Genomic DNA, 21,500 nt, shown 5'->3' on the forward strand with positions numbered 1-21,500 from the left:
GTGATTAGTGCTCCATTTAAAAAAAATCCCGTCAAAATCATAGAACAAAATGAAAAGTTATACTTATACAATATAAAAACAAATGGGCTTTTTCAGATTGATGATGTCGTAGTAGATATATGTAATAGCGAAGGTAAGAGCATTGAAGAAATATATGAATTACTTAAATATCGTTCTAGTAGAGAAGAGATAGATAGGTTATTAGCCAGTCTGAAGGAAGCATCGGTTATATATAATAAAGATTTGCCTATTCAAAAGGAATCTAAAAGTTGCAATGATGAGCAAGTAAGTCTATCGTCTATAGTCCTTATGCTGGTTCAAGAGTGTAATCTAAGATGCTCTTACTGTTATGGAGGAGACGGAGAGTATAATGATCGAGGGAGGATGGACACAGAGACCGCATTAAAAGCAGTTGATTATCTGTTTAATCATTCTGGCGAAGAAGAAGAACTGAATATTTGCTTTTTTGGAGGGGAGCCACTTCTGAACATTGAAGTTATTAAAGAAGTTGTAGCCTACACTAAGCTAAAACTAGAAAAATCAAATAAACGTGTTACATATAGTATGACAACGAACGGTACCTTGATTTCCAAAGAAATTGAAAACTTTTTATTAGATCATCATGTTTCTATTCAGATAAGTCTAGACGGTGATCAAATGACGCACGATTTCAATCGATATTATCAGAACAGAAAAGGTACCTATGAAATCATTTTAAATAGAACAGAAAGTTTAAGAAAAAAGGGTGCCATAACAGCAAGAGCTACGATTTCATCAGTACAATTGGATATAACACATACACTTACACATTTAATGGGGATTGGTATCCGCCATGTTGCGATGTATCCTGCAGTTGAGATGCTTAGTGAGGAAGACTTTGAGAAGTATGCACAAGAATTCACCAAATTGGTTGTTCATTTTGAATCTTTGCTTCAGGCCAAAAAATATGGGGAAGCACGTCAAATATCGAACATTCTAAAATATTTGCAGATGATTCATTCTTCTTCTAAGCGAGATTATTTTTGTGGAGCAGTCTCGCATATGCTTGCCGTTGATGTGCACGGTAATCTTTATCCCTGTCAACGATTTGTTAATGTAAAGGATTATTCTTTAGGGAATGTGAGGGAAGGGATGGATGTAAGAAAGAAGAGTGGCATGCTTAGTGAGATGCGTTTAGAGAAGAGAACTGTATGCGGAGAATGTTGGGCTAAGAATCTATGTGGTGGAGGTTGTCCTCAAGAAAATATGGTGCTTAGCGGTTCGATTAATGAGCCAGTGGATAAATACTGTAACTTTACTCGTAGTGCAATAATGGATTGTATGAAGTTGTATTTACGATTAACTAAAGAAGACAAGACAAACCTGTTCTCAGCTAAGCAGCAGCGAGAGCAACTATTGGAGGATGCCTCATTTGACAATTGATATTCAAGCTTTAAGTAAGTCGTATGGTTCTCACCAAGTACTTAACGAGCTTCATTTTCACATTGATAATGGTATATTCGGACTGCTTGGAGACAATGGGGCGGGTAAGACCACTTTAATGAAAATTCTTGCCACTTTACTTAGATTCGACCGAGGGAAAGTTGAAATATTCGGACATTCTTTGAAAAAAGAACCTGATGCTATTCGTTCTTTACTGGGTTACTTGCCGCAGCATTTTGATTTCTTTCCAAATGTGACTATTTTGGAATCCATGAACTATTTTGCAGCTTTAAAAGGTATTCAAGGTAAACATCATATTCAAGAGGAGACATCACAGCGATTAATTGAGGTAGGACTTATCGATCAAGTTCATAAAAAAATAAAACATTTGTCTGGGGGAATGAAGCAGCGCTTAGGAATTGCTCAAGCTATGTTAGGACAGCCTAAGTTGTTAATTGTAGATGAGCCTACGGTTGGACTGGACCCCAAAGAACGAATTGCTTTTCGAAACTTGCTTCAGAATTATGGAGAAGACCGGATTATATTGTTATCTACTCATATTGTCCCTGACGTTTCAAGCACATGTGACAAACTACTCGTTTTAAAAGAAGGTCGTTGTCTGTACCAAGGGGCTATAGACGATATGATTCGAACTGTTGAGGGTAAAGTATGGTTGGTTGATGTTGGCAAGCGTCAATTGGAACAATTAAACCAACAAGCTCGAATCACTTCCATTGTGCGAAAGGAAGGAAGAATTCAGGCTCGATTATTGTGTAACTACCCTCCAGATTGTTGTACAGAAGTCACACCTGAAACGGCTAATCTTGAGGATGCGTATCTGTACATTTCTGATTCGGAGGAGAGTTAGCAGAATGGGACAAGTAACCAGAGCCCTAGTTCAATTTGAAGTTTTGCTTATGAAAAAAAGTGTAGTGTTTTTTATAGCACTAACGTTCTCTTGTTTTTTAATTCCTTTATTTTTATATCTAGGAGCAGGGAATAAGAATAATGAGTTATGGATATTTTTGCATCATGGACAAATGTTCTTTACCATATTACTAATGCCGTTAATGTATTCTGTTCTTTATGATAGTGAGAAGCAAAAAATGATCTCTTCTGTTATTATGCCTAAATTACTTAAAGGAGCCCAATATTTTTATTGTAAGAGCTGTGTATTATGGGGAGTGGTTTGCTTATTTCAATTTGTCGCTTTAGCTATGATTGGTGTAGTTCAATGGACGACTCATAGTAAGGCTCCATTCTTGATACTGCTTCAGCTAACAGCAGCAGGTGTAGCAACTATGGGGTATTCTGTTCAAATTACCGTCATATTGAACTTGGTCTTACGTAAACAACTGTATGTGAACATTGTGATGCTCGTTTACCTTCTAATCAGTATTACTATCAACTTTCCTTACATTTCAATCTGGTTTAATCCGGATTGGATTATTTCCAATTTCTTCACACAGTCGTTTTCTTTTGGGCGAGTATTCCTATTTTTGCTTATATGGGTATTGATGAAAGTCAGTAATCATCTATGGATGGCGAGGGTACAAGGATGAATGGAATTATAGTTCGTTTCTGGCTACAGCTTTTATTTCGAAGAGAACAAGCAGTAACCTTGCTCGTTTCCTTTAGTGTGGTTCTTTTATTCAATTTAATAATGAATGAAGGTATTGCAATAACTTATAGTGTTAACTTGTTATTTGTAGCTTTTTTTTTCTTTACAGATTGCGAGTATACACAATCGTAATCATACAGAACCGTATATATATATTTCTGTCTTTCCTAATTACCGTCTAATCGCTTACCAGCTTTATGTTTCTTTAATTCTTTCGTTTCCTCTCTTGCTCATGATGGTAGGACTTTTATGGAAATCATTCGCTGATGTTTCACTATGGAATTTGGTTCTCATTGTATTTTTTTCTAGTGTTTTTTCATCGATGTTGGGTCTCTTCCTGGGGCAGGTAGTAAAGCATTATGGGTTAGCCTTTACTTTTCTCATTGCTTTTTACCTTCCTATAGGTTTAGTTTCCTGGTCTTTTAATGAAAAGTTACGTTACATATCTCCTATAGTGAATATATTCAACCCCTATATGGTCAACTGGCGAAATCTTTTTGGACTCTTAGGCTGTAGTTTATTATTTTACGGATTAGGCACAATGTTATCCAGTCGGCGTGGAGGCGGCAAAAAGTCTATAATCCCTTGGATTAGTACAGTCCTTGCTTGTAGTATATTGATGGGCGTATGGGGATATGAGAGGCTATTTAATGAGAATGTACAGACATCGTCGTTTCAAAAAATAACTGTGGGGCAAACACAAGTAGAGTATAAGGGAATTAGTTTGTATCAGGCGAGGCAATTTGCCACCCTTTTCGAAACGCTGTATCAAGTGGCTAAGAAAAATGGGACACACCCGGTTCGCTATACCTTGGAAATCACCCGAATACACTCCATGTCATCGTTCGAGCCGAAAATAATAGTTCAAAATCATAATAAACTTCAAATCAATATTTATTCAAATAAGCTTTTAGAGTTTAATTTCGGAATGGATTGGGCGAGTAAGTGGATTGATTACATTTTGCCGCAATCAACTCACTTCTCCAATGAGCAAGTGGACGCATTTAGGCGCGTCAAAAGTAATATTATTGTGGAAGTTCGCAGAAAAAATCCTGGAAGTGTCTATACAATTCAGGGAGATTGAAAGCTGAAATAACGAGAATTCGTGAAGAACCAATAATAGTGGATATAAAAGAAAGGGATGGAATGAATGGAACGTGAGGTAGACCATTTGAATATAAGAGCTATATTTCATTCATTCCAATATTGGCCGAAATTAACTAGGTTGTTATGGAATACAAAACCTATCTATTTTATTATCATCATCATTGGTTATCTTTTAAAAGGAATACTCCCGATTGCCAATCTCCTTTCCATACAGTATTTGGTTTCTGAAATAGAAACAAGACCATTATCGCATATGCTTCAAATAAGCACAGTGTACCCTTTAGTTCTTGTGATGTTTTGTGGTCTGCTCATTTCAAGTTTAATTGAATATTCTGATAAACTGTTCCAAATTACTCTGATAAACCAATTACAAACATTGATAGTACAACAAACATCAAAATTTAATCTTTCGGATTTTGAAAACCCGCAAGTACATAATCAGCTCAAAAGAGTTCAGAACGACTCGATAGATAGACCTATCCAGATCTATAAAGAACTCATTAATTTGTTAAGTTCCATGGTTACACTATGCTCTAGTATTGCCATTTTACTAGCGTTCAGATGGTGGATTTTACTTATTCTCATTCTTTCTCCCCTAGCATCCTTTTATTCTTTACTGAGGTTCACACAAATTCAGTATATAGCTAAAAAGAAACGTGCTCCTTTACAACGCAAATCTAGGTATATTAATTATTTGCTCACTAATGACAAGTCTTTTAAAGAAATCGTATTGTATCAACTTAGTGACTATTTAACGGCAAGATATAAGAGCATTTTTGATGTTTTCTATAAAGAGGATAAGCATTTAGCCAAAAAACGTATCACTTTATACTTATCATTTCAAGTGATAAGTACATTAGTTATAGCCATAGCTTTGATCATGATTATACAAATAACATGGAAAGAAAAATTACTTGTTGGCAGTGTTTATGCATTAGTTCAAGCAGTATTATTAACTAATCAAAATATTAACACGGTATCTCAAGGATTGATTTCATTGTGTGATCATAATCTGTATCTGGATGAATTATTCGCTTTTTTTAACATAAAAGAAAAACAAGAGAATTCTAGTATGTTACTAAGAGAATCAGGTATATGTGTTGATTCAACAATAGAATGCATAGAATTTAAAAATGTTTCATTTGCCTACCCAGATCAAAAAGAATTAGCTCTCAAAGATATAAGTTTTAAAATGAAGCGTGGTGAACCTCTTGCTCTAGTGGGCAGGAATGGATCAGGGAAAACAACAGTGATAAAACTTTTAACGGGGTTATATGAAGACTTTGAAGGAGATATTTTAATCAATTCTATCTCGATTCGAAATTACAATAAAGAAATGCTTTACAAGAAAGTAGGTGTTATATTTCAAGATTTTGTCCAATTTGATTTTTCAGTAAGAGAAAACATAGGTTTTGGCAGTATAGGAGATCTTGAACTTGATACTAGGATATGGGAATCGGCACAACATACAGGAGTAGATTCGGTAATACGAGATTTGCCTAATCAATTAGAACAACAGCTAGGAAGAAACTTCGAAGGGGGTATACAGCTTTCAGGAGGGCAGTGGCAAAAGATAGCTATATCGAGAGCGCTCTTCAAAGATGCTGACGTTTATGTGTTAGATGAGCCAAGTTCATTTCTTGATCCAGAATCAGAAAAACAACTATTTCGCCAATTTCGAAATTTTGTTATTGACAGGCTTTGCCTCTACATTTCTCATCGTTATACCTCTGTTTTATATGCAGATAAAATTTTAGTTATGGAAAAGGGTCAGATTGTAGAAGAAGGAACCCACCAAGAACTAATTGAAAGTAGAGGATTTTACTATAATTTATTTTCTGACGAAATTAATACATTCCAGAAAGCGCTAGTTATTAATGATGTACGCTAACTGTGTAATGAGATTCCGGTAATTAGTGGGACTGCGAACAGAATTGTTTTTTACCTTATGAGAAGTAGACTATAATAAAAAAGCGGAGCTTCCCATTGGACATTTCCTATATGAGTTAGACAATATTGATGGGATAATGTAGGAATTTTTCTTTTTAGTCTGTAGTTCCGGGTCGTTGTCGCCGTAACTGAAATATTATATTTGTCAGCGAGGAAGGACATATACAGCGTTATATTGGGAGAGGCTGCTTACATATAACAAATTGATAGACGATAAAGGACTGCTTAACAGTCAAAAAGGAATGAAGAATTTATGAATAACGATGATAAAATATACAAAAACATACAAAAAATCCGATATACCTCTAGTATTATTATTTAGAAGAGAAATGGTGGTTTTAAGATGAATGTATCTTTTACATCATCTCACCAATCGCCGTTCCACACCTCAGATAACAACCAACTTGAACTACGGCATTCCCTCCCCCCTCAGGCTGAAAGGAAGAGTATAGACAAGCCGCAGCGTTTGGAATGGCAAAAAAGAAGCTCAGGAAGATAAGAAGGAACAATATACGCACCAGACTGCAGAGGAGCATAAGCAAAGTCTCATTACTTATACGATGCATAGTATTGTATAAGCAAACAACCAGCTGAAGAATCCCGAAATCACCAAAATGGCACAAATTACATTAGGAAGCGAAGCAAAGGGTTGGGAGAACACTAACCCTTCAAGATCAACTGCTTTGCGTGAGAAGGCAGAAGGTCTTAATGAGGAAATTATGGCGATTGCCTCGAATATCAACGAGTGCATTAGTAAAGCAGTGAATAAGGAACCGACGATAATAGATGGAGATGAACCAAAGGATGAGAAAGAATCAAGTATAGAGGTTGGTAGGGTGTGGACTGAACAAGAACTCAATGCTTATGTGAATTCGGCTAAAGACGAAGCTAAGATTGCAGGTGTGAAGATTAATATCGCAGTTTGATCGGGCTATTATGTATATGGTACACCAATTAGGAGGGTGCTTTCTGACAAACAGTATCGTTCGAAGAAGAACCTTCGTTTACTCTAATAAAACGATCAATAGGACTATTATTATTTAGTAAAGAGGCTATTCGCTAAATAGATTTGTTTATAAAATGAAGTGTTTAGAAATACGTAACCAAATGCTTATCTTTTATTATTAAATACTTAATATATATATTAAGTATTTAATAATAATGTTGACCATAGTGATTATGGTGTGTTATATTGAAAGCGTTAATAAAATGGCTTGTTAGCTTTAGGTACAACAAATTTTATTTTCGCATTCAGAGAGGATGGTTTAGGTGGCAGCAGCTGTAAAAGCAAAGATGATCGTAGACAAGTCTTTTCGTATTGCTGAAGTCGATAAACGCATTTATGGTTCTTTTGTAGAGCACCTCGGGCGTGCTGTATATGGTGGTATTTATGAGCCTACTCATTCAACTAGTGATGAAAGCGGTTTCCGTAATGATGTTAAAGAACTGGTAAAAGAACTAGATGTTCCTATTATACGCTATCCGGGCGGTAATTTTGTATCCGGTTACAATTGGGAGGACGGCGTTGGCCCTGTCGCATCCAGACCTAGACAGTTAGAACTGGCGTGGAGAACGGTCGAACCGAATGAAGTAGGGACGAATGAATTTTTTAAATGGGCCCAGGATGTTGGCTCCGAAGTAATGATGGCGGTGAATCTGGGTACGCGTGGAATCGATGCGGCGCGTAATCTGGTGGAATATTGCAACCATCCAGGGGGCTCCTATTGGAGTGATTTACGTCGTAGTCACGGTGTAGAGCAGCCACATAAGATTAAGACCTGGTGTCTTGGCAATGAAATGGACGGTCCATGGCAGATTGGTCACAAGACAGCAGAGGAATATGGTCGTCTGGCTGTAGAATCTGCAAAAGCTATGAGGCTGATTGACCCTGACATTGAACTTGTATCCTGTGGGAGTTCCAGTTCCACGATGCCGACGTTCCCGGAATGGGAGGCAACCACACTGGATCATACGTATGAGGTAGCTGACTATATTTCCCTGCACCAATACTACGGCAACCATGACAATGATACGGCTAATTATCTGGCACGTTCTATGGACCTGGATCATTTTATTCGTACAGTCATTTCGACTTGTGATTATATCAAAGCGAAGAAACGCAGCAAGAAAAAAATGATGCTCAGCTTTGACGAATGGAATGTGTGGTACCACTCCAATGATGCGGACAAAAAAAATTGATCCATGGTCTGTGGCACCACCGCAGCTTGAGGATATTTACAATTTTGAAGATGCATTGTTGGTCGGCAGCATGTTGATTACGTTCCTGCGTCACGCAGACCGTGTAAAAATGGCTTGTATGGCTCAACTGGTCAACGTTATTGCACCAATCATGACCGAAAATAACGGAAAAGCGTGGAAGCAAACGATCTTCTATCCGTATCTGCATGCCTCCCGTTATGGTCGTGGGATATCGCTGATGCCTGTAGTGGACTCCGAAAAATACGACTCCAAGGACTTTACAGATATTCCTTATCTGGATAGTGCTGTGGTTTATGATGAAGAGGGAGATGCGCTGACGGTCTTTGCAGTAAACCGTCACTTGTCTGAATCGCTGGAGCTGACGGTAGATGTACGCAGTTTTGAGGGTTACCGCATTGTCGAGCATACTGTGCTGGAGCATGATGATCTCAAAGCGACCAACAGCCCAGCTGGTGAAAAGGTTACACCTCATAACGGTGGCAATGCCAAGCTTGAAGACGGAATTATAAAAGCCCATTTGGGTAAAGCCTCGTGGAACGTGATCCGTCTTGCTAAGTCTCATTAATTCTCTTTCTAAAAGGAACGCACTAGGCTATGCCTAATCAGCCCGCATTCTCTCTTGTAAGGCTACTACAAGAGCAGGAATGCGGGCTTTTTGTATAAAATGAGTCATTTGTCCCTCCATCGATCTAGTGCCCGAAAGGAAGGGATAATTTTAATAAATATTATGTTTATTCCTAAATTTAACTAGGCAAAGATGATCCTTATTCACTAAGTGTTCGTGCTTCATTCATTTTTGTGAAGTTAATTAGACCCAGGTCCGACATTCCCGGGTGAAAAAAGACCCTGTTATACCGTTGTCAATGAATTGATATCTGAAACGAGGGTGTGTAATCCGACTTGAATCCACGTTATACTTTAAAAGATAGCTATTTTAAAAAAAAGATGGCTGTAGCATTTCGAGAAAGGAATGATCTCTATGAGTCAAACGGACGAATATCGTTTTCAAGTGAATTTGGGCGGCATGATTGATATTTTGGCCAATCATTTATATAGCAGTCCACGAGTGTTTATACGTGAAATACTGCAAAATGCAACAGATGCGATCACAGCTCGCAAGGAGCTGGGGAAGGCTGCTGCTGAAAGTAAACCATTGAAAGAAGACAATACTCTTGGAGATACAGCTTTTGAGAGTAACGACTATGAAGGCAAAGTCATCGTGGAGCTATCCGGTGCCGGGGACCAGCAGGTATTGATGATTCAGGATAATGGGATTGGATTGTCTGAAGAAGACATTCATCGGTTTCTGTCGATCATCGGGCAGTCTTCCAAGAAGGGAGCTGACTTGCTGACCTCGGAGACTTCATTTATCGGGCGTTTTGGGATTGGTTTACTGTCTTGTTTTATGGTGAGCGATGAGATTGTAGTACTGACCCGTTCGGTGAAGGAAGGCGTCTCTATGGAATGGAAAGGGAAGCCGGATGGGACATATACAATTCGTCGATTAGAGACCCAATTGCCTACAGGGACGCAAATTTATTTGCGCTGCAAGCCAGGGAGCGAGTTTTATTATGAGCCAGCTCAGGTGAAAGATTCTTTATTTTATTATGGAGCCTTGCTGCCCTATCCTGTCCTGCTGTCTGTAGACGGGGAGACCAAGCAGGTCAATCTTCCATCGACAAGCTGGATGCAAGACCCGGAACAATTACGGAGCCGCCGCGGTGAGGTGCTGGATTTAGGCTATCGTCTGATGGGTGAGCGCTTCAGTGATTTTATACCACTGCGGACAGCATCGGGTAGAACAGGCGGGATTGCATTCATTTTGCCTCGCAGTGTTAATCTGAACAGCAAGCGGCTGCATCGGGTGTATCTGAAGCATATGCTCGTGTCTGACAAAGCGGAAAATGTATTGCCAGAATGGGCATTTTTCATTAAAAGCCTGATTTGGACAGATGAATTGCAACCAACGGCATCACGTGAATATTTTTATGAAAATGAGCAGCTTGATGCGGTTCGTTCTGAATTGGGGACCTGTATTCGCGAAGAACTGCTACGCATGGCGGAATATGAGCCAGACCGCTTGCAGCACTGGATTCGTTTGCATGAGCTGTCCATGAAGGCGCTCGCGGTTGAGGATGATGAGTTTCTGCGGATTATGCATCGCTGGTTTTCCTTCGAAAGTACATTTGGGCGGCGCGAGCTGAGTGAACTGATCCGAGAGGCGGGCGGACGTCCGCTCTATTACACGGCGACCGTGGATGAGTATCGCCAGATTACGCATGTGGCGGCAGCGCAATCGATGCTGGTGATCAATGGCGGATATATCTATGATGCAGAAATTTTGGATAAGCTGCACTGGATCGACGCTACCCTGCAAACAGAGCGGCTCAGCCCTGAGGATGTATCTTTATCATTTACCGGACTGACGCAGGAAGAGCACACAAAGTATTACGGTGTGTTGCGTGTGATGGATGCTGCATTGCAGCCAATGCGTTGCCGTGCTGAGTTGAAGCGTTTTGAGCCTGCGAGCTTGCCTGTGCTTTACACCATTTCACAGGATGCACTAACCTTGCGCTCCATGGAACACACAGTTGAAGAGACAACTTCACTTTTTTCCAATGTGCTAGATAGTCTAAAAGCGGGAGTCCAGCAGAACGCGGGCTACTCGACCTTGTATTTTAATTTCAACAACCCGGTAGTGGCGCGAATTTTTGAAGCTACTGATACACAGATGATTACGGCTGCCACAGAAATGATGTATGTGAATGCACTTATGATGGGTCACTATCCGATGAACCGCAGTGAGCTGGAACTGATGAACCGGAGTGTGCTGCATTTTATCAATTGGGGATTAGGGAACGGACAGAATACGTAATTGCGTAATAAAGGAGGATTCAAATGGAAGAGACGATATATGAATTGATGGAGCAGGCGCAGGATATGCCCGGAGGGGCGGCGAAGCTGGCGATTCTGGAAGAGGCTGTTCGCTTGGCGGATACTTCAGGTTTGAAGGAGCTCGCTTATGAAATTCGGGGAGAGATTGTAGATTGTGCTATTTTTAACGGATATCCATTGAAATCACTGATTGCTTTTTCATGGCAGCTGGGTCAATTTGACCAAAATCCAGAGGAGTACGACCCCGTTGAGCTGTTGTGGAACTACAAATGGATACTCGGGAAGGTGTGCAGCTTTTCCAATATATCGAAGACTCAAATCGAAGATTTGGTGGAGGATATGCGCAGACGTTATGCCGAATACGGGTATAATGAGCGTCCATATTACTATTATAAGTTCCGCATCGCGATGGACATGGGGGAACTGGATGAAGCACGGCGGTATCTGGATATGTTCCGCGTGATTGAGCCAGACAGTATGAGTGATTGTGAAGCCTGTGAGCAGAGCCAGATGGTGCGCTTCTATTATTTGACCGGGGAAGACGAGCAGGCGCTTGCCGTGGCAAAACCGATTTTATCGGGACGGATGAGATGTGCAGAAGTACCGCATGTGACGCTCTCGCAGGTGCTATTGCCGCTGTATCGTCAAGGCGAGGTTGATCAGGCGAAGGAGCAGTATCGCAAAGGCTATCGCCTGGTGCGTGATGACCGTGACTTCCTGAAAACGATCGCAGAGCATATTGAGTATTTGACGGTTGCAAATCCGATTGAAGGCATCGGAGTGGTGGAACGTCATTTGCACATCGCATTGGACTATGAGAGCGGATTGGAGCAAATGTATTTTTACGCAGCGATGGTGGGGTTGCTGCAAAAGCTGGATACTTCGAGCAAACTTCGTTTGATTCGGATGCCTGCGTCTTTTGAATGGGGCAAACAGGAACGTACGTTAGAAGAGATCATCGCATATTTTAAACCTCTGGCAGAGTCAGCAGCAGCCGAATTTGATCGACGGAATGGGAATACATTTTATTCGGATTGGATCGGGAGGATCGTTCAACCAGTGTAGAAGAACAGGTAGCTGTGGCAAATATTTTATACAGCCCAAACAATGAACGAGTACAATGTTCTTGTTTGAAATGACAGGAGGGATTAGATCGTGACTATGACCCAGAAGGTGATTAATTTTGCACATCGCGGAGCTTCGGGGGTATGTCCTGAAAATACGATGGCGGCTTTCCGCCACGCGTTGGAACTGGGGGCAACAGGTATTGAAACGGATGTGCAGCGTACCCAAGATGGGCATTTGGTGCTAATTCACGATGAGTCGCTGGAGCGCACGACAGGCTGTCCACTAGATGTAAGAGATATCACGCTGGAAGAATTAAATAAACTGGACGCAGGCAGTTGGTTTGATGAGAAATTCCGAGGCGAGCGGGTACCGATGCTGGATGAGTTATTGGAACTGGCCCAGTCCTCGGATACCATTATTAATCTGGAATTGAAAAATAGCGTTCATCTCTATCCAGGGATGGAGGAAGAGGTTATTGCCGCTGTGAAGCGTTTCGGATTGGAAGAGCGGGTGATCTTATCCAGCTTCAATCACGAATCGCTCGCGCTCTGTGCGCAGATAGCCCCTGAGATCAAGACGGGAGCGCTATATATTGAAATTATGGTTCGCCCATCGGAATATGCAACCCAATTCGGGGTTACAGCACTTCATGCCTATAAGCAAGTGGTTACACCAGAAGCTGTGTCTGAGGCCTTGGCATTAGGTGTCGTCTACCACCCATGGACGGTGAATGAGCCGGAAGAAATGGAACGTCTGCTGGAGGCTGGAGTGAACGGCATCATTACAGACTACCCAGATCGTTTGGCGCACATTCTAGCTGTCCACTCTTCTTAAGAGGAAGGCGCAGCAAAACTACACTACTACTAGAGATTGTACGGAAATAGTAGTAGAAATGTATTGAATGAAAAAAGACTCTCCTACGTACTCGCTTTCACGAGACAAGGAGAGTCTTTTTTTGCTTGAGCCGAAGAGAATATGATCACGACAATTTTGATCCCGTTCTATTTGATGCCAAGTCTCATACGATAGCTGAACAGGATATCCAGTGTTCTGCCTTCAAAATGATTCTCTACCAGCTTCACGAAGCGAGCTATATCGTCATCAAGTGTTCGATTGCCAAGTTTGAAAAGACTCTGAATGCCCCCTTGGCTAAGAGCGAGCCCAGTATAACGAGCAGCGTCACATTGCTCACGATTGTGGAAGACAATCTCCCGAGTATAGCGAAATTGTCCGCTGCGGTGCAGATTAGCTAGATGCTGATCTTTACTCCATTTATGAGCTCGTTGCTCTACTGGCGCTTCCTGTTCCAAAACGCCATCCGCTTTGGTGATAAGCTCTGTATAAGCTTGCTCTATCTGCCATTGCAGCACTGGAGGCCAGTCACAGTCAAAGGCCGCAAACACACCGCCTTGAGCCAAGACCCTGCCTGCTTCCTGAAGCGTACTCTCGGGGTCCATCCAGTGAAAGGATTGAGAGCAGGTAATGACGTCCACAGTGCTGTCCTCAAAGGGCAGGTTGTTGGAGAACCCGCTCTCGAAGGAAATAGCTCCTGCCATTGTCGTTCCTGCTCTCTCCAGCTTGCGCTGCGCTATTCCTCTCATGTCCGGGTTAGGCTCGATGCCGACGATTCGCTGAGCGCTGTCTTTCCATATGAAAGTTGAAAGTCCGGTACCGCAGCCAATATCGGCAACTAGCTCTACGTTCCGATCCAGATAGCGGCTGATGATTTCCACCACGAGTGATGGCGCTTCTGGACGGTGCTGATCGTAGTTGTCGGCAAAGCCATTGAAACGATCCACATTACTTTGCAGATTTCCCTCAGGAATCATAGGGTCTTTTCCTCCTTAGCTTCGGCCGGGCGACCGAACAAATTCCGATGTTCTGTACTCTTACATTGTACAAGTTTATGTGCTTAACCAGCTACTTTTGTGTTTTCACAACATCATCGGATTTCGGTGGAGGAAAGTCTCCTATTTTATCATTGAAGCAAGCGCCCACTCACGCATCATGGAGTCAAGCATTGGACGCAAATCTTCGCGCTGCATGCCCATGTGGAGCACCGCCTCCAGATAGCCGGCTTTATCACCAATATCATAGCGTGTGCCCTCCAGCTCCAATGCGAGCAGTTGGTTCTGCAATGCTACTTGATGCAGAGCATCTGTCAATTGGTATTCACCGCCCGCTCCAGTCGACATGTTCTCTAATATGGAGAAAATAGAAGGCTCCAATACATAGCGACCAATGACGGCCTGTCGCGAAGGAGCATCTGCTGGAGCGGGTTTTTCAACAAGCCCGCCGACTTCATGAATAAGACCATTCTGGCGGATAGAGTCAATAATGCCGTATTTACTTACATCCTGTTCTTCCACTGTACGCACGCCGACCACTTGCTTGCCAGTGGCTTCGTAAACATCCATCATTTGACGAATCGCCGGAGTGGAGGAATTCATAATATCATCGCCCAGTAACACGGCGAAGGGTTCATCGCCAATGAACTGACGGGCGCAGCGTACCGCGTGCCCCAACCCTAGGGGTTCTTTTTGACGGATATAGTGAATGACTGCTTTGCCCCCGATGCTTTGTACTTCACGCAGGAGATCATATTTACCCTTGCTCTCCAGTACTTGCTCCAGCTCTACGGACTTGTCAAAATGGTCTTCGATGGCTTTTTTATTACGCCCCGTAACGATAATGATGCTCTCAATTCCGGACTTGATGGCTTCTTCTACGATATATTGAATCGCTGGTTTGTCTACGATGGGAAGCATTTCTTTCGGTAAAGCTTTCGTAGCTGGCAAAAAACGGGTACCTAAACCGGCGGCAGGAATAACGGCTTTTGTAATTTTTCTCATAGGGACTCACTTTCCTTTCGGGATGGGGAACCGAACACCCAGTATCGGTTCCCGATATAATTGATGATCATTCCGGTTGCAGTGGCGATCAGCTTGCCTAAAGCAAGCGGCAGCTCGGTTTCAGTGTGAAGCACTTGCAGCAATAAAGAGGTTATCCCCAATACGATGAGGTTGATGGCGATAAATTTGAGTAATTGACCTTTGTTTGTGTTGTTAGCTTGTTGTTTGCTGAATGTCCATTTGCTGTTCAAAATATAACTGTTGGCTGTGCCGCAGCTGTACGAAATGATCTGCGCCACCACGACCGGCACTCCGGTCCAAGCCAGCAGCATGAAAATGATATAATCTACACCCGTATTCACCAGACCTACGATGCCAAATCGGATCATAGGAAGCAGCTGGGCCATGCGACTTTTCATAGGTTAGGCTCTATGACCGGATTTGGGTCCAGTATATACCGCGCTGTTGCCGCGTACTGTGCGTCCACCCGAAATCAGGCTGTCACGGGCTCCTTGCATGTACAGGGAGTCGCGCTGTTCAGGAACCTTCATAGCATGCGTCGGACCGTTATCGTATTGTCCACCCAGACGCTCACGGACAATGTAGAGTGGACGCGCTTTGGTTTCGTCATAAATCCGTCCAATATATTCACCCATAATACCGAGGATAATCAGAATCACCCCGTCGAAGATCAGGCTGATGCTAATCATGGATGACCAGCCTTTCATCACATAGGAATCGGTGAAAAGATTAAGAAACAATACATACATCAGATACAGGAAGCCGGACATGGACAGAAGTGCGCCGATATACCCTGCCAGCTTGAGCGGCTTAATCGAAAAGGATGTGATCCCGTCGAGACTGAGCTTGATCATGCGTTTTAGCGGATACTTGGTTTCGCCTGCGAGCCGCTCATCGCGCTCATATTCAACAGCGGTTTGTTTAAAACCGATCCAACTGACCAGGCCGCGTACGAATCGGTTATTTTCCGGCAGTCGTTTCAATTCATCTATGACCTTGCGATCCATTAGGCGGAAGTCCCCGGTGTCAACCGGGATATTAATATCCGTTGATGCTTTAAGAACGCGGTAGAAGAGGCTGGCAGACCATTTCTTGAAGCGAGTTTCGCCATTGCGTTTGAGCCGTTTGGCGTAGACGACTTCATAGCCTTCCTTCCACTTGTTAGCCATCTCAACGATCAGTTCCGGCGGGTCCTGGAGGTCGGCGTCAATGACGACGACCGCCTCTCCCACCGCATAATCCATCCCGGCGGTAATAGCTAGCTGATGACCAAAGTTGCGTGAGAAATCAATCAATACAATCGTATCATCTCTGAGACTGAATTCCTTAATAAGCTGGACGCTGCGGTCCGAACTTCCATCATTGACGAAGATTAGCTCGTAGGGCTCTCCCATTGAGCCCATGACTTGTTTCAGCCTCCGATAGGTTTCCGTAATAACGGCTTCCTCGTTGTACATTGGAATAACTATGGAATAACGGATAGGTTCACTCATTCGTAGTTCCTCCTCATTTATAATGTGATTTCGTATAAAGTACCGCTTCCGCCACGCTCGTCTCCGCCAGGTCCACCTTGGCCATTCTGAGCGCTCGCATTGCTGTTTGTGGTGTCGTTTCCGCTGTCGGTTGCTTTCACTGCTGTACTTGTTTCTTCTGTTGTTGTTTTCCATTCATCTGTAGGGATTACTTTGCCGTGTTCCTTGATCCATGCATTGACTTCGGAGTTGCCGCCGTCCGGTCCACCGCCGCCACCAGAAATCATAAAGTATTTCACTTGCCCACTTTCAACCAGCGCCTTGATTTTATCGACGGTATAGACCGGATCGGAAGACACAAAACCGTTCATAATAATTACCTTTTGTCCGGCTTCGATCAGGTAAGGAGCGGCTGTTGAATAATTACTTGCTGCGAAAAGATAGGTTTCACCTGTATTGTTTTTTTGTAAGTAGCTCAACGTTTTTTGATCTAAACTTTGACTGCCATTCGGTCCTCCCATTCCTCTGGAGCGGGTAGAAGATCTCTGTTCCGTGTCAGTACTTGTTTGTGTGCTTGAAGTATTTCCGTCAGAGCTGGAATTGTCTGCATTATTGTTCTGGTTATTCGCTTGTTTTTCTTCAGCTTGTTGTCCATTGAAACCTGAACCTCTGTTGCCGTCATTGCGGCCTGGCATTCCGCCACCGCCGCCGCCAAATTGAGTCGGTCCAGCTTGTGGAATCATGCTGTTCCCCCCGTAGACGATTGGTGTCAATGCCCAGTACACAGGGCCGATAAACATAGCGAGTACACTTGCAATAATGGCATATCTTGTGAACTTCTCAGATTTCATTCGTGCTACCACCAGGAGTGCTGTGCCGATGATCCCTAGGATCAATACCGCGATGGACCAGCCGCTACCGATGGTGTCGTTGTAATTTTGTAGAATAAACCAGCTAAATACCGATGTTGCCAATACTGCCACGGGTAACAGCCAGGAGAGCCAGTTGGAACGCTCACGATACTGCTGCCACAATTCTACGAACCCTGCTCCAAAGAGCGCTGCAATCGGTGGTGCAAGCATAATCAGGTAATAATGATGGAAGAAACCTGCTACGCTGAAAAATGCAGCTACGGGAATCAACCAGGCGAGCCAGAAGATAACCTCTCTATGTTTCTGTGTGATATTACGGCGTCGAATACCGGCAAGCAAGCCGATAGATGCAATGATTACGAACGGAAGTAGCCAGCTGGCTTGGCCTGATAGGGAAGATTGGAACAACCGCAAAGGCCCCTTTTCACCAGTACCGAACATGCCGCCACCGGAATTTCCACCCGGGCCACCACCAGGACCACCCTGTCCGTCTCCACCAGGAGCGCCTTGTCCGTTCCCCCCGAATCCGCCTGGGGGCATTTGACCACCTGCACCAGGTCCGCCTGCTGTCATGTTGTTGGGACCAGAGTCATCCGTAGTGGTAGTGCTGTCGGATGATGGAGTTGTCTGGATCTGATCCGTGTTCGTATTGTTGCTGTTCGTTGCAGCGTTGTTGTTCTGCTCTGAGCGTTGACCGCCACGATTTCCACCTGTTCCCTGATCTCCTGTCAGGCGGGACAGGCCGTTATAACCGAAGGCCAAATTCAGTACAGAGTTGGTGCCGCTACTACCCATATAAGGACGTTCATCTGCTGGAGTGGAGTCCACTATGACTGCCCAAGAGAGCGATACAATCAAGAGGACTACTGCCGAGCCTGCCAACGTAATTGCTTTACGTTTCCAGTTAAACTTGGAAGCCAGCAGATAGAACAGGCCCAACGCCGGAACGATCATATAGGCTTGCAACATTTTTTCGTTAAAGGCGATGCCGACGACTGCAAAAGCAGCCAGGATCAACCCGGTTTTGCTATTTTTAAGGCCTCTGAACAATATCCAGGTTGCGAGCAATAATGTGAAGACCAACATAGCGTCAATGTTATTCGTGCGGCTAACCGCTACGGCTATCGGTGTCGTTGCCATGGCGAAGGCAGCCAGGCGTGCGGCCAGTGTACCAAAGCTCGGTTTGACGAGTAAGTAGATGAGCAAGACCGATCCGACCTGAGCCAGCGCCTGTGGCAGGATTACGCTCCATCCGTGAAGTCCGAATATATAGGCGCTCAACGTCTGAATCCAGAACACCACTGGCGGTTTGTCTACCGTTACCGATCCTGCAGAATCAAGTGAGGCGAAAAAGAAATTATGAAAGCTCTGCAGCATGCTTGCTACTGCCGTCGTGTAGTAGGTGTTTACGTATTTGTCTTGCCAGATGTTGTATCCGTTCAAAAATGCGGATATCAGCATAATGATGATCAGGGGGATGTCCGCCCTGGTCTTGAACCATTTTTTAATCATGTTCATTCCACTCCCTGTGAAAATTCTTTGTTTTTATTCCGTTGTTCTAGCCGCTATCTTCAGGACTGCGGAATGACCAGTCGCTTCCGATCTTGGCCCGGTGAACTACCGGCTTGCTATTATCATGCCATACGTACCTTAATGAGTTCTGAGCGCTCCCTGAACGTTAGCTGAAAGCTGAGATGAGGTGCTTTTTTTTACGGCAGGATTCAGGTATATTAGATACAGGTAAAAAATGAACCGACTTTTAATGTGAGAAAAATGCGCCAATATGAAAGGGAAGATTAATGATGAATCCAATACACGGAGTTAAGATTATGCTGGCGGACGATGAGCCTCATATTTTGCAATTTTTAGAGCTTGGACTGATTAATGAGGGGTATGAAGTCAGAACCGCCGAGAACGGGAGTGCAGCGCTCGATCTGGCTAGAGAGTTTCGTCCGCATGTAGCGGTGCTGGATGTTATGATGCCTGAAATGAATGGTTTTGAGGTATGCCAAAGTCTTAAGGAGACAGAGGATAACATCGCAGTCATTATGCTGACAGCCAAGGATGATGTGGACGATCGGGTAAAAGGGCTCAAGCTCGGCGCGGATGATTATATCGTAAAGCCCTTCAGTTTTAATGAACTGCTGGCTCGCATCGAAGCGCGTTTGCGAAATCAGTTCCCTGACCTGTTGGGGGAAGTGGTTCACGGACCCTTTCAAGTGGATGACCGACGGAAGGAAATTCGCTACCAGAGTCAGGTACTGGAGCTGTCGCCTACTGAATACGAATTATTGAAGTTTCTGGTGTTAAATCACGGAATTGTGCTGAGTAAAAGTCGTATTCTGGACCGAGTGTGGGGGTACGATTTTGGGGGCGAGGATAATATTGTAGAAGTGTATATTCGCTCCTTACGTGAAAAACTCAAAGATAAGGAGCATCGGGTCATTCGGACGCTGCGTGGTGTTGGGTACCGAGTGGATCTGTTATGAAGACGGGAGGGAAAAGTCGGAGAAAATATGCGCTTCGTTCTCTCCGGTCCCAGCTTTTAGCCAGAACATTACTCATTTTGGCTTTACTGCTCGTATTGATCGGTTTTCTCCAATACTTTCTGATGAAGGATTTTTTGTACCGCAGTCGGGCGGAAGCTATGGATACACAGCTCAATTCAATCCCTGCCGACTTATTGATTAAGGATTCGCAGGAAAAGAGCGGGACTGGGGTAACCGTTCCTCAAGATGAGTCCAATCGGAGGAGTAATCGACCGGGACCGTTTCTGTTTTGGCCGGATATGTCGCTTGCTTCTATAGGTATAGACGGTACCTTCCAGAGCTTGTCCAATGAAAATGGACTTAAACCGCCGCGCCTCACCATTCAGCAGTATCAAGCAATGCAGCAGAGCAAGCGCATGCGTCACGGCTATCAATTAATTACGGATGCTCAGGGAAAAGAGCAACTGGTTGTGTTTCGCCCACTCGGACCACCAGACCGTTCGTCAGGGTTACTTCAAATGGGCGTATCCACGAATTCTATGCAGGCGCAGTTGATCAATCAACTCCGCACCTTTATTTTATTGTCCCTGATTGCACTTGCGATTGGTTTAGCACTTATGCTTCCTGTACTTCGCCGCACATTGGTTCCTCTTTCCAGAATGGTCGAGGCAGTCAAACGTATTGATGCGGGCAATTTGGACGAGCGCTTTGACGCAGAGCAGGGTCAGTATGAGGTAGATCGCTTGGCGGTTTCATTCAATGGCATGCTGGAGCGGCTAGAGCATTCTTTTGCTGCTGAACGGGAATTGCAGATGCAAATGCGACGGTTTATCGCGGATGCTTCCCATGAACTGCGTACTCCGCTCACATCCATTCACGGTTTCTTGGAAGTGCTGCTTCGTGGAGCAGCATCTAATCCAAAGCAGCTCCAATCAGCACTAGAGAGTATGTATGGTGAATCCAAGCGCATGAATAAGCTTGTCTCTGATTTGCTATTGCTGGCTAAGCTGGACCGAACACCAGAGTTGAAGCTGGAAGATATATCGCTAGATGCATTACTGCTGGAAATGAAGCCACAGCTCCTTATGCTGGCAGGCACACGTAAGGTGATTTTTGATATGACGGCAGGCGTACGGGTATTGGCAGAGGGCGATAAAATCAAGCAAGTCGTGCTTAACTTGTTCCACAACGCTGTTCAACATACTGATATGGAAAGAGGCATAATCCATGTCAACTTATCAGCTGGAAATAAACTGGCAGATATTCAGATTCGTGATAATGGAGCCGGCATGGGGAAGGAACAGCTGGAGCGGATATTTGAGCGATTTTATCGTGGAGATGAATCGCGCACACGCAGCTCAGGCGGAGCGGGCCTTGGTCTGGCTATTACACAGTCGATTGTGGAGGCACATGGAGGGAGCATTGCGGCTGAAAGCACACTGGGAACAGGCAGTATATTTAAAGTAACGTTGCCTTTAGCAGGAATAGTATAGTATCGCAGATTATGGTCT

The 21,500-nt window shown here is 43.7% G+C and carries 16 protein-coding genes and 1 pseudogene; 12 read left to right on the forward strand and 5 right to left on the reverse strand.

The window, feature by feature from the left end; genetic code table 11:
• The 10 genes and pseudogenes from papB to C400_RS0101085 all read left to right on the forward strand — a co-directional run bounded on the left by papB (nucleotide 1) and on the right by C400_RS0101085 (nucleotide 13,117).
• Entirely contained in the window at nucleotides 1–1,422 is a 1,422-nt protein-coding gene (gene papB / locus C400_RS0101040) for a PapB family radical SAM/SPASM ranthipeptide maturase (RefSeq protein ID WP_017425690.1), read from the forward strand.
• Complete coding sequence (locus C400_RS0101045) at nucleotides 1,403–2,290, forward strand: ABC transporter ATP-binding protein (protein ID WP_044788282.1); 888 nt, start codon at nucleotides 1,403–1,405, stop codon at nucleotides 2,288–2,290. The genes papB and C400_RS0101045 overlap by 20 nt, the downstream gene beginning before the upstream one ends.
• A 4-nt stretch (nucleotides 2,291–2,294) precedes the next feature.
• The gene (locus C400_RS0101050) at nucleotides 2,295–2,984 is read left to right on the forward strand and encodes a hypothetical protein (RefSeq protein ID WP_017425692.1); all 690 of its coding nucleotides are present in this window, start codon (nucleotides 2,295–2,297) and stop codon (nucleotides 2,982–2,984) included.
• Between the two features lie 291 nt (nucleotides 2,985–3,275).
• Nucleotides 3,276–4,127: a hypothetical protein gene (locus C400_RS0101055; protein ID WP_232795292.1), complete on the forward strand. Its 852-nt coding sequence runs from the start codon at nucleotides 3,276–3,278 to the stop codon at nucleotides 4,125–4,127.
• Nucleotides 4,128–4,193: 66 nt separating this feature from the next.
• Nucleotides 4,194–6,041, forward strand: a complete 1,848-nt coding sequence (locus tag C400_RS0101060) for an ABC transporter ATP-binding protein (RefSeq protein WP_017425694.1) — start codon at nucleotides 4,194–4,196, stop codon at nucleotides 6,039–6,041.
• 673 nt (nucleotides 6,042–6,714) lie between these two features.
• Entirely contained in the window at nucleotides 6,715–7,026 is a 312-nt protein-coding gene (locus tag C400_RS27260) for a hypothetical protein (RefSeq protein ID WP_017425695.1), read from the forward strand.
• 343 nt (nucleotides 7,027–7,369) lie between these two features.
• Nucleotides 7,370–8,885 (forward strand): annotated as a pseudogene (arfA, locus tag C400_RS0101070) (arabinosylfuranosidase ArfA).
• Nucleotides 8,886–9,299: 414 nt separating this feature from the next.
• Nucleotides 9,300–11,195 carry an HSP90 family protein gene (locus C400_RS0101075; RefSeq protein WP_017425696.1) on the forward strand — a complete coding sequence of 632 codons (1,896 nt, stop codon included), beginning with the start codon at nucleotides 9,300–9,302 and terminating at the stop codon, nucleotides 11,193–11,195.
• Nucleotides 11,196–11,218: 23 nt separating this feature from the next.
• Nucleotides 11,219–12,280 (forward strand): hypothetical protein, encoded by a 1,062-nt coding sequence (locus C400_RS0101080; protein ID WP_017425697.1) that lies wholly within the window; start codon nucleotides 11,219–11,221, stop codon nucleotides 12,278–12,280.
• 90 nt (nucleotides 12,281–12,370) lie between these two features.
• Nucleotides 12,371–13,117 (forward strand): glycerophosphodiester phosphodiesterase, encoded by a 747-nt coding sequence (locus tag C400_RS0101085; RefSeq protein ID WP_017425698.1) that lies wholly within the window; start codon nucleotides 12,371–12,373, stop codon nucleotides 13,115–13,117.
• Between the two features lie 167 nt (nucleotides 13,118–13,284).
• Here the strand turns inward: C400_RS0101085 and C400_RS0101090 are convergent, their stop codons facing one another.
• The 5 genes from C400_RS0101090 to C400_RS0101110 form a co-directional block, all read right to left on the reverse strand.
• Nucleotides 13,285–14,112: a class I SAM-dependent methyltransferase gene (locus tag C400_RS0101090; protein WP_017425699.1), complete on the reverse strand. Its 828-nt coding sequence runs from the start codon at nucleotides 14,110–14,112 to the stop codon at nucleotides 13,285–13,287.
• A 141-nt stretch (nucleotides 14,113–14,253) separates the two neighbouring features.
• Entirely contained in the window at nucleotides 14,254–15,135 is an 882-nt protein-coding gene (gene galU, locus C400_RS0101095) for a UTP--glucose-1-phosphate uridylyltransferase GalU (protein WP_017425700.1), read from the reverse strand.
• Complete coding sequence (locus C400_RS0101100; protein WP_017425701.1) at nucleotides 15,132–15,554, reverse strand: GtrA family protein; 423 nt, start codon at nucleotides 15,552–15,554, stop codon at nucleotides 15,132–15,134. Before C400_RS0101100 ends, galU begins: the two co-directional genes overlap by 4 nt.
• 3 nt (nucleotides 15,555–15,557) lie before the next feature.
• Nucleotides 15,558–16,649, reverse strand: coding sequence for a glycosyltransferase family 2 protein (locus C400_RS0101105; protein ID WP_017425702.1), 1,092 nt, complete (start codon nucleotides 16,647–16,649; stop codon nucleotides 15,558–15,560).
• Between the two features lie 17 nt (nucleotides 16,650–16,666).
• A complete protein-coding gene (locus C400_RS0101110; protein WP_017425703.1) occupies nucleotides 16,667–19,012 on the reverse strand; it encodes a glycosyltransferase family 39 protein in 2,346 nt (781 codons plus the stop codon).
• A 290-nt stretch (nucleotides 19,013–19,302) separates the two neighbouring features.
• On the opposite strand from C400_RS0101110, the gene C400_RS0101115 reads away from it, so the two are divergent.
• Together C400_RS0101115 and C400_RS0101120 are read left to right on the forward strand one after the other, a co-directional pair.
• On the forward strand, nucleotides 19,303–19,989 hold the full coding sequence (locus tag C400_RS0101115) for a response regulator transcription factor (RefSeq protein ID WP_017425704.1): 687 nt from the start codon (nucleotides 19,303–19,305) through the stop codon (nucleotides 19,987–19,989).
• On the forward strand, nucleotides 19,986–21,482 hold the full coding sequence (locus C400_RS0101120; protein WP_017425705.1) for a sensor histidine kinase: 1,497 nt from the start codon (nucleotides 19,986–19,988) through the stop codon (nucleotides 21,480–21,482). The genes C400_RS0101115 and C400_RS0101120 overlap by 4 nt, the downstream gene beginning before the upstream one ends.
• Nucleotides 21,483–21,500: the final 18 nt, after the last annotated feature.

The organism is Paenibacillus sp. ICGEB2008 (genome assembly GCF_000307675.1).
Taxonomy (GTDB): domain Bacteria; phylum Bacillota; class Bacilli; order Paenibacillales; family Paenibacillaceae; genus Paenibacillus; species Paenibacillus polymyxa.

Coding starts and splice junctions, on each gene's coding strand:
- C400_RS0101045 (WP_044788282.1), top strand. CDS start 1,403: ATGCCTCATTTGACAATTGATATTCAAGCTTTAAGTAAGTCGTATGGT.
- C400_RS0101050 (WP_017425692.1), top strand. CDS start 2,295: ATGGGACAAGTAACCAGAGCCCTAGTTCAATTTGAAGTTTTGCTTATG.
- C400_RS0101055 (WP_232795292.1), top strand. CDS start 3,276: ATGATGGTAGGACTTTTATGGAAATCATTCGCTGATGTTTCACTATGG.
- C400_RS0101060 (WP_017425694.1), top strand. CDS start 4,194: ATGGAACGTGAGGTAGACCATTTGAATATAAGAGCTATATTTCATTCA.
- C400_RS27260 (WP_017425695.1), top strand. CDS start 6,715: ATGGCACAAATTACATTAGGAAGCGAAGCAAAGGGTTGGGAGAACACT.
- C400_RS0101075 (WP_017425696.1), top strand. CDS start 9,300: ATGAGTCAAACGGACGAATATCGTTTTCAAGTGAATTTGGGCGGCATG.
- C400_RS0101080 (WP_017425697.1), top strand. CDS start 11,219: ATGGAAGAGACGATATATGAATTGATGGAGCAGGCGCAGGATATGCCC.
- C400_RS0101090 (WP_017425699.1), bottom strand. CDS start 14,112: ATGATTCCTGAGGGAAATCTGCAAAGTAATGTGGATCGTTTCAATGGC.
- galU (WP_017425700.1), bottom strand. CDS start 15,135: ATGAGAAAAATTACAAAAGCCGTTATTCCTGCCGCCGGTTTAGGTACC.
- C400_RS0101100 (WP_017425701.1), bottom strand. CDS start 15,554: ATGAAAAGTCGCATGGCCCAGCTGCTTCCTATGATCCGATTTGGCATC.
- C400_RS0101105 (WP_017425702.1), bottom strand. CDS start 16,649: ATGAGTGAACCTATCCGTTATTCCATAGTTATTCCAATGTACAACGAG.
- C400_RS0101110 (WP_017425703.1), bottom strand. CDS start 19,012: ATGATTAAAAAATGGTTCAAGACCAGGGCGGACATCCCCCTGATCATC.
- C400_RS0101115 (WP_017425704.1), top strand. CDS start 19,303: ATGAATCCAATACACGGAGTTAAGATTATGCTGGCGGACGATGAGCCT.
- C400_RS0101120 (WP_017425705.1), top strand. CDS start 19,986: ATGAAGACGGGAGGGAAAAGTCGGAGAAAATATGCGCTTCGTTCTCTC.